The organism is Paucibacter sp. KBW04 (assembly GCF_003852425.1).
GTDB lineage: Bacteria > Pseudomonadota > Gammaproteobacteria > Burkholderiales > Burkholderiaceae_C > Paucibacter_A.
Window position 1 is genome coordinate 180,470 of record NZ_QAJN01000010.1, and the last position, 15,160, is coordinate 195,629.

A 15,160-nucleotide genomic window follows, 5' to 3' on the forward strand; every position below is an offset into this window, starting at 1 on the left:
TCGCTCGGGGCCGGCCCGCAAGCCAGGACGCAAGTAAAAAACCCGTTCGAGGCGCAGGCGTTCAAACGGGTATTTTTTTGAGCAAGGCCAAGGCCAGGTCCAACTCAAAGCTGTCCATGGCCTTTTGAAATGCGGCGACGTCGGCGCCTAGCAAGGCCTGGAAGCGTGGGTAGTGGCTCAGCAGCAGGTCACCCGCAAAGGCGTCGTACTGGCTCAGCAACTCCCGCATACGGGCCAGCAATTGTTCGTCGCTGAGGCCGTCCTCAGCGCCGGCTTCGGCCGACGCCCCAGGCTGAACGGCGTCGCGGACAGCTGAGAAATAGGCTTGCAGCGCCAGCAAGAGCTGATCCAGGTCTTGTTGGGCGGCTCGCAGCGGCAGCTCAAAGCTTTCCAACGCGCTGCCGGACACGGCCAGGCCTTCCAGCAGTTCCGCCGCTTTTTGCAGCTTCAGCAGGCCGACGCTGCCGGCCACCGATTTGAAGGAGTGCACCAGCCGCTCCGCCCCGGCGTAGTCGCCTTCTGTGAGGGCGGCGCGCATATCGGCGAAGACCTGGGCCTGGGTGTTCATCAGTCGGCGCAGCAGGTCCTCCAATAGATCGACCTTGCCCATGGTGTGGCCCAGGCCTTTGTCCAGGTCCAGACTGCATTGCTGAGCCAGCGCCAACAGCCGCGGATGGGGCGGCGCGCCGCTGGGCAGCAGGGCCGGTGGCGCGGGTTCGGGCAGGCCGGCCTCGACCGAGCGTGGCGGCAGATGGCGCAGCAGCTTGAGCCACAGCTCTTCCGGCTGAATAGGTTTGGCCACAAAGTCCACCATGCCGGCCTCCTGGCAGCGGGCCCGGTCGGCCGGCATGGCATTGGCCGTCATGGCTACCACCGGCAGCTGCGCCCAGGCGGGATCCTGGCGCAGGCGCCGGGTGGCCGTAATGCCGTCCATCACCGGCATCTGCATGTCCATCAAGACCAGCTCGTAAGGCCGGCCTTCGCTAAGGCTGGCGGCCAGGCAGTCCAGGGCCTGCTGCCCGTGCTCGGCCAGATCCACGGCCAGGCCGGCATCGCGCAAGAGTTCCAGCGCAATCTGCTGGTTGAATTCATTGTCTTCCACCAGCAGCACACGGGCGCCACGCCGGTCGGCCAGGCGTGCCAAGGCATTCAGGCCGGGCTCCATGCCCAGGCCCGTGGCCCTGCGGTAATTGGGCTGCAGCTGTCGTTCGCCCAGGGCCAGTTGGGCGGCTTCATCGCGAGCCAATCGGGCGGTGAACCAGAAACAGGAGCCCTGACCCAACTCGCTCTCCACGCCCACCTCGCCCCCCATCAGCTCGACCAAGGCTTTGCAGATGGCCAGGCCCAGGCCGGTGCCGCCGAACTTTCGGGTGATGGAGGCGTCGGCCTGAGTGAAGCTCTGGAATAGGCGCGCTTGCTGCTCCTTGCTCAGTCCGATGCCGCTGTCCTCCACCTCGAAGCGCAGCATCAAGCCGGCTTCATCCTCGCTCAGCGTGCGCACCCGCAGGCAGATGCGGCCTTGCTCGGTGAACTTCACCGCATTGGTGGCGTAGTTGATCAGCACCTGGCCCAGGCGCAAGGGGTCGCCCAGCAACTGGGTGGGCAGCTCGGGAGGCAGCTCAAACACCAGCTTGAGCTGCTTGGCCTCGGCCCGGTCGCTGATGACCGAGAGCACATGGTTGATGACGGCATTGAGATTGAAGCTGACCCGCTCCATATCCAGGCGGCCGGCCTCGATCTTGGAGAAGTCCAGGATGTCATTCAGCAAGCCCAGCAGATGCTGGCTGGCTTGCGAGATCTTTTCGAGGTAGTCGCGTTGGCGCGGGTCCAGCTCGGTGCGCAAGGCCAGATAGGCCATGCCGATGATGGCGTTCATGGGCGTGCGGATCTCGTGGCTCATATTGGCCAGAAATTCGCTCTTGAGCTGGTTGGCGTTCTGCGCGGCAATCTCGGCGCGGCGCCGCTCCAGATTCTCCAGCTGCAGGGCTTGGCGGAAGCGGGCAATCCTGAGCTGGGTGACGATGCGGGCCAGCAGCACCTCGGCCTGAAACGGCTTGCTGACGAAGTCGGCTCCGCCGCAGGAGAAGCCCTTGATCACATCGCTGCCATCGCTCAGGGCGCTGAGAAAGATCACCGGGATCTCGGCGCATGCCGGTTCGTGTTTGAGTCGTGTGCAGGTCTCAAAGCCGTCGATGCCGGGCATCTGAATGTCCAGCAGGATCAGCTGGGGCGGGCTGGCCAGGGCGGACTTGAGCGCCATCTCGCCGTTGGTGGCCAAGCGCACGCGCACGCCTTGCTCCTGCAGCACCGAGCGCAGCAACTTGAGGTTGTTGGCGTTGTCGTCCACCACCAGGATGTCTGCGCCGTCCAGCAGGTGCTCGGGCTCGGCCGAAGGGGCCGGGCTCGGCGCAGAGGAGGCTGGGGGAGTGGCAGACACGCCGGCACTCAAGCGGGGGAGGGCGCCTGCATCAGGGTTTGCGTCTCGGCAAAAGCCGCCAAACGGTCCAGCTGCAAATCGTCGAGCAGGGCTTGCAAGCGCAGGCTCAAGTCCTCGTGGCTGGCCGACAGCTTTTGAATCTGCTCCTGGATCAGCTGGGTGTCGCCGCTCAAGACCGCGGTCTGGAAGGGTTGAAGCCAATCCTCGGGCAGGGCCGGCAAGGCGCTCTGGCCGGATGCCAGATCGGGCAGCTGGCTCAGCGATTGAGCCAGGCTGCGGCTGCTGGCGTCGTAGACGAACTCCAGGCCCAGCAAGTCCTGCATCAGGCCGAAGATCTGCGGTTCGCGCAAGGGCTTGAACAAGACCTCATCGCAGCCGCTGGCCAGGATGCGGGTGCGGTCCTCCAGCAAGGCGCTGGCGGTGACGCAGACAATGCGCACGTCCTCGCCGCCGGGCAGCTCGCGGATGCGCCGGGCCGCTTCGTCACCATTCATCACCGGCATCACCAGATCGATCCAGATGAAGTCGGGCTTGAAGCTCTCGAACATCTGCACGGCCTCCTGGCCGTTCACCGCGCTGCGCACCTCAAAGCCCACGGCCGCCATCATGCGTTCCAGCAACAGGCGGTTGAGCAAGATGTCGTCCACCACCATCACCTTGATCTGGCGCTGGCCGGGCGCCAAGCCGGTGACCTGGCGCAGATTGTCGGCGGCCAGGCCGCTGGCGGCCACACTGAGCTTGATGCTGAAGGCAAAGGTGCTGCCCGCCCCGAGCTGGGAGCGCACCGAGATGCTGCCGCCCATCAGCTCCACAAAGCGTTTGCTCAGCACCAGGCCCAGGCCCGTGCCTTCTTGCGAGCTGCGGCCCGCATGGCCTTGCTGGAAGGGGGTGAACAGGCCGGCCAACTCCTCGGCGCTCATGCCGGGGCCGGTGTCGCTGATCTCGCATTGCAGCTCGCCCAGGCCGGCCTCGGCCAGGGCCGAGAAACGCACCCGCATGCGCACCTCGCCGGTCTGGGTGAACTTGACCGCATTGCTGAGCAGATTGAGCAGGATCTGGCGCAGCTTGAGCTCGTCGGTGCGCACAAAGCGGGGCAGCTCGGGCGCGAATTCGCGCACCAGGCGCAGGTCTTTCTTTTCGGCCCGCACCGCGATCATGGAGGCGACGGTGTCCAAGAAGCTGGGCAGGTCGATATCGTGTTCCAGTAACTCCACCCGGCCGGACTCCACCTTGGCCATGTCCAGCACCTCGTTGATGAGGGACAACAGGTGGTTGCCGCTCTGGTTGATGATGCCCACATACTGCGCATTGTCCGGGGACAGCGAAGGGTCGTGCTGCATGATCTCGGCAAAGCCGATGATGGCGTTCAGCGGGGTGCGCAGCTCGTGGCTCATGCTGGCCAGAAAGCTGCTCTTGGCGCGCTCGGCAGCCTCGGCCGCATTCTTGGCTTCTAGCAAGGCCTCGCTGGCGCGGCGTTCCTCGGTCACGTCCCAGTTTGTGCCTAAGAGCCGGCAAGGCTGGCCTTGCTCGTTTTCATACACCTGGGCCAGGCTGCGCAAATAACGCACATCGCCATTGGCGAGCAGAACGCGGAACTCGCTCTCGAAGGCCGCCTTGCCGCTGACCGAGGCCTGCCAGGAGGACTGCACCCGTTCTCTGTCCTCGGGGTGGATCAAGGCCAGCCAGGCCTCGGGCGTGGCCTGAAACTCGCCCGGCTGGCAGCCGTAGAGCTGGTGCATCTGCTCGTCCCAGTCGAAACGCCCCAGCGCTAGGTCCAGGCCCCAGACGCCGATCTGCCCGGCCCTGACCGCCAGTTGCAGGCGTTCGCGGGCCTGCGCCACCTGCTGGCCCAGCTGGTCAATCTTGCGGGCGGCCAGGCGGACTTCCATCTGGTCCATCACCATCTGGGCCAGGCACTGCAGATCCTGCATCTCCTCGGGTGAGACCTCGCGCGGCTTCTGGTCCAGGCAGCACAACATGCCCAGGTTGTAGCCGTCGTGGGTTTGCAGCGGTACCCCGGCGTAAAAGCGCAAGCCCATCTCGCCAGCGACCAAGGGGTTGGTCATGGAGCGGGGGTCGGCGATGGCATTGGTCAGCACATAAGGCACATCGCCCAGAATGCCGGAGGCGCACAGGCCGGGTTCACGGTCGATCTGCTGGGCATCGACCCCGTGATGAGACTTGAACCAGATGCGGTCGGTGTCCACCAGGCTGACGATGGCGATGGGCACATCAAACAGCCGTGCCGCCAGCTTGGTGACATTGTCAAACGCGCCATCCGGCGGGGTGTCAAGAATCTCGTAGCGCCTCAGGGCGGCGAGGCGCCCCTCTTCATTGGCGGGGATGATGGCCGGATCGACGGGCATGCTGAACTCCTCAAGGCCTGTGCATCTGGATCAAGCAGGGCCTGCGATGGGCGATATGCGCACCGCATCCTGAGCCAGAAGTAGAACCGCCGCGCCCCGGCTTGTCTATGCCAGTAACTGCCTAACTGGGCAGTAAAGCCCGCCGTTTCAAGGTTTTTCGGCCACTTGCTTGATCTGGCTCAAGCCTTTCTCAAAGTCCTTGCCCACCATGCTGTCCATGCTGATGAAGACGCCCATCAACTTCGTTAGGAAGTTGGCGGGGCCAAACATGGCCCAAGTCATGCGGGTGTTCTCGCCCTGACGGCTCAGCGTGTACTCGGCGGTGTTGTGGGCCTCGAAGGGGCTGAGAAAGTCCAGCTTGATGACGACCTTCTCCGGCGTGGCGGAGAGGATTTCCATGCGACCCTTGCCCACATCGTCATTGCCCTGCCAGGCATAGATGGCGCCTGGGCCGCTAGGGGCGCCGCTGAACTCGCGCTGCATCTTGGGGTCGAGATGCTCCCAAGGCGACCACTGGCCGAACTGTTTGAAGTCGGTCAGCAGGGGCATGATTTTCTCGGGCGGCGCCTTGATCTCGATCTCGCGCTGCACCCGGAAATCGTCCGGCCGGGTGATGGTGAAAACCAAGAGGGCGGCAAGCAAAGCGCCGACGATCAGAGCCAGTTTCTTGAGCATGATGGGTTCCTCCAGGGCCTGGGGCGAATTCAACGCGCCGCAGGGGCAGGCCATGCTAACCGGGCAGATTGCAAAAATACCTGCGCTGCGGGCCACTCAGGGCATGTCCCTAGGAGTCTGCGCGGCAGAAGGCGTCGATAGCGAGAAGTGGCCCCAGCGAGACCAGTTTGCGCTGGATTTGCAGCCCCATAGCCCGGCTATGGGGCAAGAAGCCGGTGCGAAATGGGCCGCTGCGGCCACTTCGCAGCCGACGCCTCTTCTGCCGCGCAGACTCCTAGGGTGCGCTGGCGGCCCGCAAACGGCTCAGTTTTTCGCTCAAGCTGGCGTGCGAGAGTTCGCCCACACGGCTGAACTGCAGGCGGCCTTGCGCATCAAAGAACAAGGTGGTGGGCAGGGCGCGCTGCTTGAATGCAGTGCCGGCCTGGCCTTTGGGGTCGATCAGCACATGCTGGAGCTGCAATTGCTGGGCCTGCAAAAAACCTTGCACCACTTCGGCCGATTCGCCCTGGTTGAGAAAGACGATGTTCACATCGCGCTGCTCTTGCTGAGCTTTTTGCAGCACCGGCATTTCGCGCCGACAGGGTGGGCACCAAGAGGCCCAGAGATTGATCACCGTGGGCTTGCCTTGGAAGCTTTGCAAATCCACCCACCCGGGGCTTTGCGAGGCCGGGGCCAGACTTTGTAGCTGCAGCTGAGGCATGGGCGCCAGCGCTGGCGCCGTCGCCGCCAGGATGATGGAACCCGCCACCCAGACGGCGCTGGCCAGACCCAGGCAGCTCAGCAAGGGCTTGCGCAAGGCCGGCTGACGCCGCGCGTAGACCAGGGCGCCTGCCCAGGCCGCGATGGCGCCGGCCTGGGCATCCCAGCCGCCGTCACGGATGTCCAGCATGTCCAGCGGATGGGCCAGATAGCTCTGACGGAACTGCCAGACAAAAGCAAGCCGGGCGCCCAGCAAAGCGATCAAGAGCAGGCGAAACAGCTGGGGCTCCACATCGGGCTGGCCGCGGCGGGCCAGCAGCTTGGCGCAGAGATTGGCCAGCAGCACGGCGGCCAGAATCAGCAGCAGGGAGTAGGGCAGGCTCAGAGGCCCGAGCTGCAATGTCTGGCTCATTGACCGCGATTCAGCATTCGACGATGTTCACCGCCAGGCCGCCACGTGCGGTTTCCTTGTACTTGGTCATCATGTCGGCGCCGGTGTCGCGCATGGTTTTGATGACCTTGTCCAGGCTGACGAAGTGGGTGCCGTCGCCGCGCAAAGCCATGCGGGCGGCGTTGATGGCCTTGACCGAGGCGATCGCATTGCGTTCGATGCAGGGGATCTGCACCAGGCCGCCAACCGGATCGCAGGTCAGACCCAGATGGTGTTCCATGCCGATCTCGGCCGCGTTCTCCACCTGCTCGGGCGTGCCGCCCATCACCTGGCAGAGCGCGCCAGCGGCCATGGAGCAGGCCACGCCCACCTCGCCCTGGCAGCCGACCTCGGCGCCGGAGATGGAGGCGTTTTCCTTGTAGAGAATGCCGATGGCGGCGGCGGTCAGCAAGAAGTCGATCACGCCGTCTTCGTTCGCGCCGTAGACGAAGCGGGTGTAGTAATGCAGCACGGCGGGCACGATGCCGGCCGCGCCATTGGTGGGCGCCGTGACGACGCGGCCACCGGCGGCGTTCTCTTCGTTGACGGCCAGGGCGTAGAGATTGACCCAGTCCATCACCTGCAGCGGGTCGCGCAGGGCGGCCTCGGGGTTGGCGGTGAGGTCACGGTGCAGCTGGGCGGCACGGCGTTTGACCTTGAAGCCGCCGGGCAGGATGCCCTCGGTCTTGCAGCCGCGGGTCACGCAGTCCTGCATCACCTGCCAGATCTTGAGCAGGCCGCTGCGGGTCTCTTCGTCCGTGCGCCAGTGGCGCTCGTTGCGACGCATGATCTCGGCAATGCTGATGCCATGGGTCTTGCTGAGCACCAGCAGATCGTCGCCGCTCTTGAAGGGGTAGGGCAGCACGGCCGCATCGGGGGCAATGACTTTTTGCTTGGAGCCGTCGGCGGCGATCTCGTCGCTGACCACAAAGCCGCCGCCCACCGAGTAATACGTCCGCTCGGCGATCTGTTGATCATTGGCGTCAAAAGCGATGAAGCGCATGCCGTTGGCATGGAAGGGCAGGCTTTGGCGGCGGAAGAAGACCAGGTCTTTCAGCTCGTTGAAGCCGATTTCCTTTTCGCCCAGCAAGCTGATTTTGTTGCCATCGCGGATCGCGTCCAGAATCGCCGGCACCTGCTCCACATCGACCGTGTCCGGCTCATGGCCGGCCAGGCCCAGGAGCACGGCCTTGTCGCTGCCGTGGCCCTTGCCTGTGGCCCCCAGCGAGCCGTAGAGCTGGGAGACCACACGGGTGGTGGAGGCCAGCAGGCCGTCATGCTTCAGGCGCAGAGAAAACAGGCGGGCGGCGCGCATAGGCCCCACGGTGTGGGAGCTGGACGGGCCGATGCCGATCTTGAACAGGTCGAAAACTGAGACGGCCATGGGGCCTCCAATGCTGGTTGATTGGGTCTAAAAAAAGCCGGCGGCGCGGTGGATCAACACGCACGCGGCCGGCTGTCGGGTTCAGCTGAGCTCAGGGCTTTGAGGGGCCCTTTGCCAAGCTCACTCGTAGTCGCTCATCGGAGGGCAAGAGCAGGACAGATTGCGGTCGCCCCAGACGTTGTCCACCCGACCCACCGGCACCCAATACTTCTGGCGGCGCAGCGAGGCCACGGGGTAGGCCGCCACTTCGCGGCTGTAGGCGTGGGCCCAGTCGGCCTTGAGCAGGCTCTCAGCCGTGTGCGGTGCGTTCACCAGCGGATTGTCGGTCGCGGTCCAGGTGCCGGCCGCCACTTGGGCGATCTCGGCGCGGATGGCCAGCATGGCGTCGCAGAAGCGGTCCAGCTCATGCTTGGATTCGCTCTCGGTCGGCTCCACCATCAAGGTGCCGGCCACCGGGAAGGACAGGGTGGGCGCGTGGAAGCCGTAGTCGATCAGGCGCTTGGCCACGTCTTCGGCGCCGACGCCGGTGGCGTCCTTCAAGGGGCGGATGTCCAGAATGCACTCGTGCGCCACGCCGCCGCCCTTCACGCCAGCGATATTGCCGCTGAAGTGAATGTCGTAGGCATCGGCCAAGCGGGCGGCCACATAGTTGGCGGACAGAATCGCGGTCTCGGTGGCGGCGGTCAGGCCGTCGGCACCCATCATGCGCACATACATCCAGCTGATGGGCAACACGGCCGCATTGCCCAGGGGCGCAGCGGAAACAGCGCCGATGGCTGTTTCGCTCTCATAACCCGCCGAGCGATGGGCCGGCAGGTACGGCACCAGATCGGCCACCACGCAGACTGGACCCACGCCCGGGCCGCCACCGCCGTGCGGGATGCAGAAGGTCTTGTGCAGGTTCAGGTGCGAGACATCGCCACCGAACTCGCCGGGCGCGGCCACGCCGACCAGGGCGTTCATATTCGCGCCGTCCACATAGACCCGGCCACCATGGCTCTTGACCAGGGCGCAGATTTCCTTGACCTGGGTGTCAAACACGCCGTAGGTCGAGGGGTAGGTGATCATGATGGCGGCCAGATTGGCGCTGTGCTGTTCGCACTTGGCCTTCAGGTCGCCCAGATCGATATTGCCTTCTTTGTCGCACTTGGTCACGACCACGCTCATGCCCACCATCTGGGCGGAGGCGGGGTTGGTGCCGTGGGCCGACTCGGGGATCAGGCAGATCTTGCGATGGCCTTCACCACGCGACTCGTGCCAGGCCTTGATGGCCAGCAGGCCGGCGTACTCGCCTTGCGAACCGGCATTGGGCTGCAGGCTGATGCCGGCATAGCCGGTCGCTTGGCACAGCCAGGCGGTCAGCTGCTCGTTCAGCAGGGCATAACCCTTCAACTGATCGCGCGGGGCGAAGGGGTGGACGCCTGCGAACTCGGGCCAGGTGATGGGGATCATCTCGCTGGTCGCGTTCAGCTTCATCGTGCAAGAGCCCAGCGGGATCATGCTGCGGTCCAGGGCCAGGTCCTTGTCGGCCAGGGCGCGCAGATAGCGCAGCATCTCGGTTTCCGAGTGGTAGCGGTTGAACACCGGGTGGGTCAGATAGGCACTGGTGCGCTGCACGGCGGCCGGGATCAGGGTGGCGATGCCCTTCTCGGCGGCGTCAAAGGCGGGCAGGGCTTGGCCGTCGGCGAACACGGTAAGCAGCGCTTGCAGATGCTCGCGGGTGGTAGTCTCGTCCAGCGAGATGCCCACCGTCGTGGCCGAGGCATGGCGCAGATTCAGGCCGGCGGCAATGGCCTTGGCGTGAATGGCCGCGGTCTTGCCCTCGGTCTGCACCTGCAAGGTGTCGAAGGCGCTGGTATTGACGATGCCGTAACCCAGGGCCTTCAGGCCTTGGGCCAGCAGGGCGGTGAAAGAAGCCACGCGCAGGGCGATGCGCTTCAGGCCTTGTGGGCCGTGATAGACGGCGTACATGCTGGCCACCACGGCCGGCAGCACCTGGGCGGTACAGATATTGGAGGTGGCCTTCTCGCGGCGGATGTGCTGCTCGCGGGTCTGCAGGGCCAGGCGGTAAGCCGGGTTGCCATGCACGTCAACGCTCACGCCCACCAGACGGCCGGGCAGATTGCGCTTGTACTCGTCCTTGCAAGCCATGTAAGCGGCGTGCGGGCCGCCGTTGCACAAGGGCATGCCGAAGCGCTGGGTGGTGCCGATGGCGATGTCAGCACCCAGCTCGGCCGGCGCCTTGATCAGGGTCAGGGCCAGCAGGTCGGCAGCCATGATGACCACGCCATTGCTGCGGGCCTTGTACTTGGCGATCCATTCGGCGTAGTCACGCACTTCGCCATTGACGCCGGGGTATTGCAGCAGGACGGCGAAGCTGTCGTTGTTCAGCGCCTCATCACCGTTGCAGACGCGCACCTCAAAGCCCAGGGGATTGGCGCGGGTGCGGATCACTTCCAGGGTCTGGGGCAGCACATCGTCGGCCACGTAGAAGACCTGGCTCTTGCTCTTGCCCACGCGGGCGGCCAGGGTCATAGCTTCGGCGGCGGCCGTGGCTTCGTCCAGCATGGAGGCGTTGGCGATGGCCATGCCGGTCAGGTCGGTGACCATGGTCTGGAAGTTGACCAGGGCTTCCATACGACCTTGCGAGATCTCGGCTTGGTATGGCGTGTAAGCGGTGTACCAGGCGGGGTTCTCAAGGATGTTGCGCAGGATGACGCCGGGGGTCAGGGTGTCGTAATAGCCCTGGCCGATATAGCTCTTGAGCACCTGGTTCTGGGCGGCCACGGTCTTCAGCTCGGCGAGGGCCTGGGCTTCGGTCAGGGCGGCGGGCAGGTTCATGCCGGCGGCGCGCTTGATGCTGCCGGGCACGATGGCGTCGATCAGGGCGCGACGCGAGGCCGCGCCGATCACCGACAGCATGCCGGCCTCATCGGCGGCATCCGGGCCGATGTGGCGGGCGTGGAACTCAGTGCTGTTTTCCAGCGAGGCGAGCGTGGGCAGGGCAGACATCAACATGGCAAATCCTTGGGAGGCGAGGCGCTTGTGGCGCCTGCAAGCCGGAAACTTTTTTCAAACAAAAGGTGCAGCTCGGGGCTGCACACAGCCGGCGGGCTCTTGTTGGAGCCCGCACCGGCCGCTTGGGACTTAGCTGTTGGCGACGAGAGCGTCGTAGGCAGTGCTGTCCATCAAACCGTCCAGCTCAGCGGCATCGCTCAGCTTGACCTTGAAGAACCAGCCGGCCTTCAGCGGGTCGCTATTGGCCAGCGAGGGGTCGTCGCGCAGGGCTTCGTTGACCTCGACGATTTCGCCGCCGACGGGCATGTACACATCGGCCGCGGCCTTGACGGACTCGACCACACCGGCCACATCCTTGGCGGCGAAGCTGGCACCGATGGCGGGCAGGTCCACGAAGACCACATCGCCCAGCGCGTCTTGGGCGTGAACGGTGATGCCCACGGTGACGATGCCGTCAGCTTCGATTTGGACCCACTCGTGGTCAGGCGTGTACTTGATATTGCTCATGCTGTGCTCCGTGAAAAATGGGGCGGAAGGAATGGGGGAAGGACAAACAAACGGACTAAGGGCCTCGCCCAATTTTGGATACGAGGCCTTTGTCAGATCAAACCATCAGCCGCGGTAGTAACCGTTGGGCGTGAAGGGCGTGCTGCTGACGGTCATCGGTGTGCGCTTGTCACGCACGATGGCAAAAATCTCGGTGCCCAGCGCGGCATGTTCGCGGGCGACATAACCCAGGGCCACCGGCTTGCCCACGGTGGGGCCGACGGTGCCGCTGGTGACGACGCCGATCTCCACGCCCTCGGCGGTGACCAGCTTGGCGCCTTCACGCACGGGCATGCGCTCCGAGCTGACCAGGCCGACGCGCTTGCGCGCGGCGCCATTGGCCAATTGCTCGTCGATCACGGCCGCACCGGGGTAACCACCGGCACGGGCGCCACCGGCGCGGCGCACCTTCTGGATGGCCCAAGTCAGCGAGGCTTCGACGGGGTTGGTGTCGGTATTGATGTCGTGGCCGTACAGGCACAGACCGGCTTCCAGGCGCAGGGAGTCGCGCGCACCCAGGCCGATGGGCTTGACTTCGGGCTGGGCCAGCAGCTTGCGGGCCAGGGCGACTGCGTGATCGGCGTGGACGGAGATCTCGAAACCGTCTTCACCGGTATAGCCCGAGCGGGTCAGGAAGGTGTCGATGCCGTCCAGATTGAAGAAGCCGCCGGTCATGAAGGTCAGCTTGGCGACCTCGGGGTTCAGGCGCGAGAGCGCGGTCACGGCTTGCGGGCCTTGCAGAGCCAGCAGGGCTTGGTCGGGCAGGGGGACGACCTCGCACTGGCCGCCGATCTTGGCCTGCATATGGGCGATGTCTTGCACCTTGCAGCCAGCGTTGACGACGACGAAGAGGTCGTCCGGGCGGCGGGCAATCATCAGGTCGTCCAGGATGCCACCGGCTTCGTTGGTGAAGAGGGCATAGCGCTGCTTGAACAGGCCCAGATCGATCACGTCCACCGGCACGATGGTTTCCATGGCGGCGGCTGCATTGGCGCCCTTGAGCAGCACCTGGCCCATATGCGAGACGTCAAACAAGCCGGCCGCCGCGCGGGTGTGCTTGTGCTCGGCCATCACGCCCATGGGGTATTGCACCGGCATGTCGTAGCCGCCGAAAGGCACCATCTTGGCGCCGAGTTCGATGTGCAGAGCGTGCAGGGGGGTCTTGAGAAGTTCGGCGGAGGACATGGCGGCTTTCAGGTCGAGGGCAATGTGGGGCCCACCCATTTCGGGCGGGGATATGCCCTCGCTGTCCGCTTTACCTGAGAGATTGGCCGCCGGCATATGGCCTGCAGCTTGCCCCTTCGGTGGACGAATTCAAGATTCGCCTCTCTCCAGTGAGGAACGCTCGGTTTTGAGCGTTTTGTCAGTCCTTTTGCCTGAGCGTTTGCAGCGTGGGATCACCAGTGCCACTGCGCCTTCGGCGGCTTTGCAATGAAAGCTCTCTCCTGACGGGAGCGGATTGTAGCCACGGAATGGGCGGCCGAGAACGGATTTAAGTCGGCTTTAAGTCTGGCCGGGGCGAGGCGTGGAGAATCCTGGCTTTGGCGAGGAGGCTAGAGCGATGCGCTTGCTGCTGGTGGAAGACGACAAGATGATTGGCGAGCAGTTGCTCGATCTGCTGCGGGCCGAGGGCTATGCGGTGGACTGGGTGCGCGACGGCGAGCTGGCCGACACCGCCTTGGCCGCGCAGAGCTACGATTTACTCATCCTCGATCTGGGCCTGCCCAAGCGCGACGGCATGCAAGTGCTGCGCGGCTTGCGCGCCCGCAAAGACCCGTTGCCGGTCTTGATCACCACCGCCCGCGACGCGCTGGAGCAGCGCATCGCCGGCCTGGACGCCGGGGCTGACGACTATGTGCTCAAGCCTTTTGAGCTGGACGAGTTGTTGGCCAGGGTGCGCGCACTCTTGCGCCGTGCCCAGGGCCGGGCCGAACCGGTTTACGAGCACAAAGGCGTGAGCATCCGGCCGGCCACCCGCGAGGTCTGGGACGCGCAAGGCCAGGCGGTGCAGCTCTCCGCCAAGGAATGGGCGGTGCTGGAGCCCCTGCTGGCACGGCCAGGCCTGGTCTTGTCGCGCCAACAACTGGAAGAAAAGCTGTACGGCTGGAAGGACGAAATCTCCAGCAATGCGGTCGAGGTCTATATCCATGGCCTGCGCAAAAAGCTGGGGGCGGAACTGATCCAGAATGTGCGCGGCGTGGGCTACCGGGTGCCCAAGGAATGAGCAGGCTATGAATCGCAAGAAGGCCGGGTTTGATTGGGCGTGGCTGCCGCGCTCCCTGCGCGATCGCCTGATCGTGTTTCTGCTGGCCGGCATGAGCTTGGCCGCGGTGCTGCAAGGCTTGAGCGCCTACCACACGGCCTTGCGCGAGACCGATCAAATCTTCGACTACCAGATGCAGCAGATGGCCTTCTCGCTGCGCGGCGGGGTCGGTCGCGGCACGGTCTCGCTGCCCTTGGCCCAGGATCAAAGCTTTGACTTCCTGGTCCAGGTCTGGGGTGTGGACGGCGCCTCCTTGTTCCGCTCGCCCGGCGAGTTGCTCCTGCCGCAGCGAGCCTTGCTGGGCTTTACCGAGCTGAGCCAGGGCGGCAAGCGCTTTCGAGTCTTTTCCTTGCAAACGCCGTTCCAGGTGGTGCAGGTGGCACAAGACCTGGCCGTGCGCCAGCGCATGGCCGGCCAGCTGGCCTGGCGCACAGTGCTGCCCATCGCCTTGATGTGGCCTTTTCTGGCCCTGCTGGTCTGGTGGGTGGTGGGCCAGGCCCTCTCGCCGGTGCATCGCATCAGCGAGCAATTGACTCGGCGCAGCGCCGATGACTTGGCCCCGGTGCCGGCGCAAGATTTGCCCAGTGAGTTGCAACCCCTGATGCAGGCTTTCAACAAGCTGCTGGGCCGGGTCAGCCAGGCCTTTGCGGCCCAGCAAAGCTTTGTGGCGAACGCGGCGCATGAGTTGCGCTCGCCTCTGGCGGCGCTGAACCTGCAGTGGCAAGGCCTCAAACGCGCCGGGGGCGACGAGGCCGCCCGAGCCCTGGCGCAGGAGCGTCTGGGCCAGGGCATTGCCCGCGCCACCCGTTTGACCGAGCAGATGCTGCAACTGGCACGCCAGGAAGCGCAGGGGCCGGAGATGCAGAGCGTCGATCTGGCCGCGCTTTGCCGCGAGGCGGTGGTGGAGGCGAGCCTGGGCGCCGAGCAGGCCGGCGTGGATCTGGGCCTGAGCCATGCCGATGATTTGCAGACCCAGGGGCGGCCCGAGGCCTTGCGGGTGCTCATGCGCAATCTGCTGGACAACGCCATCAAGTACAGCTCGCGCGGTGGCCGGGTGGACCTGAGCCTGCAGCGAGACGGCGGCCACGCACTGCTGCGCGTGGAAGACAGCGGCCCGGGCATCCCACCCGAGCAGCGCGAGCGGGTGTTTGAGCGCTTCTACCGCGGCGACAGCACCGAGCAAGTACAAGGCAGCGGCCTGGGCCTGGCCATTGTGCAGAGTGTGGCCAAGGCCCACGGGGCCACGATCAGCCTGGATAAATCCGAAGGCCTGGGCGGCTTGCAGGTGTTGCTGGAAATTCCTCTGGCTTAAGTCAGTTCTAAGTCTTGTCCTGCAAAGTTC

10 protein-coding genes and 2 riboswitches are annotated in these 15,160 nt (G+C 65.0%); of the genes, 2 read left to right on the forward strand and 8 right to left on the reverse strand.

What is annotated here, in order from left to right:
- Positions 1-61 precede the first annotated feature (61 nt).
- From DBR47_RS12850 to gcvT, 8 genes are all read right to left on the reverse strand, one after another.
- Positions 62-2,437 (reverse strand): response regulator, encoded by a 2,376-nt coding sequence (locus DBR47_RS12850; protein WP_197047037.1) that lies wholly within the window; start codon positions 2,435-2,437, stop codon positions 62-64.
- Positions 2,438-2,445: 8 nt separating this feature from the next.
- Positions 2,446-4,803 (reverse strand): ATP-binding protein, encoded by a 2,358-nt coding sequence (locus tag DBR47_RS12855; protein ID WP_124450633.1) that lies wholly within the window; start codon positions 4,801-4,803, stop codon positions 2,446-2,448.
- A 147-nt stretch (positions 4,804-4,950) separates the two neighbouring features.
- On the reverse strand, positions 4,951-5,478 hold the full coding sequence (locus DBR47_RS12860; RefSeq protein ID WP_124450635.1) for an SRPBCC family protein: 528 nt from the start codon (positions 5,476-5,478) through the stop codon (positions 4,951-4,953).
- 274 nt (positions 5,479-5,752) lie between these two features.
- Positions 5,753-6,589 carry a TlpA disulfide reductase family protein gene (locus DBR47_RS12865; protein ID WP_124450637.1) on the reverse strand — a complete coding sequence of 279 codons (837 nt, stop codon included), beginning with the start codon at positions 6,587-6,589 and terminating at the stop codon, positions 5,753-5,755.
- Positions 6,590-6,599: 10 nt separating this feature from the next.
- Positions 6,600-7,991, reverse strand: coding sequence for an L-serine ammonia-lyase (locus DBR47_RS12870; protein WP_124450639.1), 1,392 nt, complete (start codon positions 7,989-7,991; stop codon positions 6,600-6,602).
- Between the two features lie 120 nt (positions 7,992-8,111).
- Positions 8,112-11,009, reverse strand: coding sequence for an aminomethyl-transferring glycine dehydrogenase (gcvP, locus tag DBR47_RS12875; RefSeq protein WP_124450641.1), 2,898 nt, complete (start codon positions 11,007-11,009; stop codon positions 8,112-8,114).
- A 129-nt stretch (positions 11,010-11,138) separates the two neighbouring features.
- Positions 11,139-11,516: a glycine cleavage system protein GcvH gene (gcvH, locus tag DBR47_RS12880; RefSeq protein WP_124450643.1), complete on the reverse strand. Its 378-nt coding sequence runs from the start codon at positions 11,514-11,516 to the stop codon at positions 11,139-11,141.
- A gap of 105 nt (positions 11,517-11,621) precedes the next feature.
- A complete protein-coding gene (gene gcvT / locus DBR47_RS12885; protein ID WP_124450645.1) occupies positions 11,622-12,740 on the reverse strand; it encodes a glycine cleavage system aminomethyltransferase GcvT in 1,119 nt (372 codons plus the stop codon).
- 51 nt (positions 12,741-12,791) lie between these two features.
- A riboswitch (glycine riboswitch) is annotated at positions 12,792-12,900 on the reverse strand.
- Positions 12,901-12,909: 9 nt separating this feature from the next.
- A riboswitch (glycine riboswitch) is annotated at positions 12,910-13,013 on the reverse strand.
- A gap of 103 nt (positions 13,014-13,116) precedes the next feature.
- Between gcvT and DBR47_RS12890 the strand changes: the two genes are divergently transcribed.
- Both DBR47_RS12890 and DBR47_RS12895 read left to right on the forward strand, forming a co-directional pair.
- The gene (locus tag DBR47_RS12890; RefSeq protein ID WP_124450647.1) at positions 13,117-13,779 is read left to right on the forward strand and encodes a response regulator; all 663 of its coding nucleotides are present in this window, start codon (positions 13,117-13,119) and stop codon (positions 13,777-13,779) included.
- 7 nt (positions 13,780-13,786) lie between these two features.
- A complete protein-coding gene (locus DBR47_RS12895; protein ID WP_124450649.1) occupies positions 13,787-15,130 on the forward strand; it encodes an ATP-binding protein in 1,344 nt (447 codons plus the stop codon).
- The last annotated feature ends 30 nt before the right edge of the window (positions 15,131-15,160 follow it).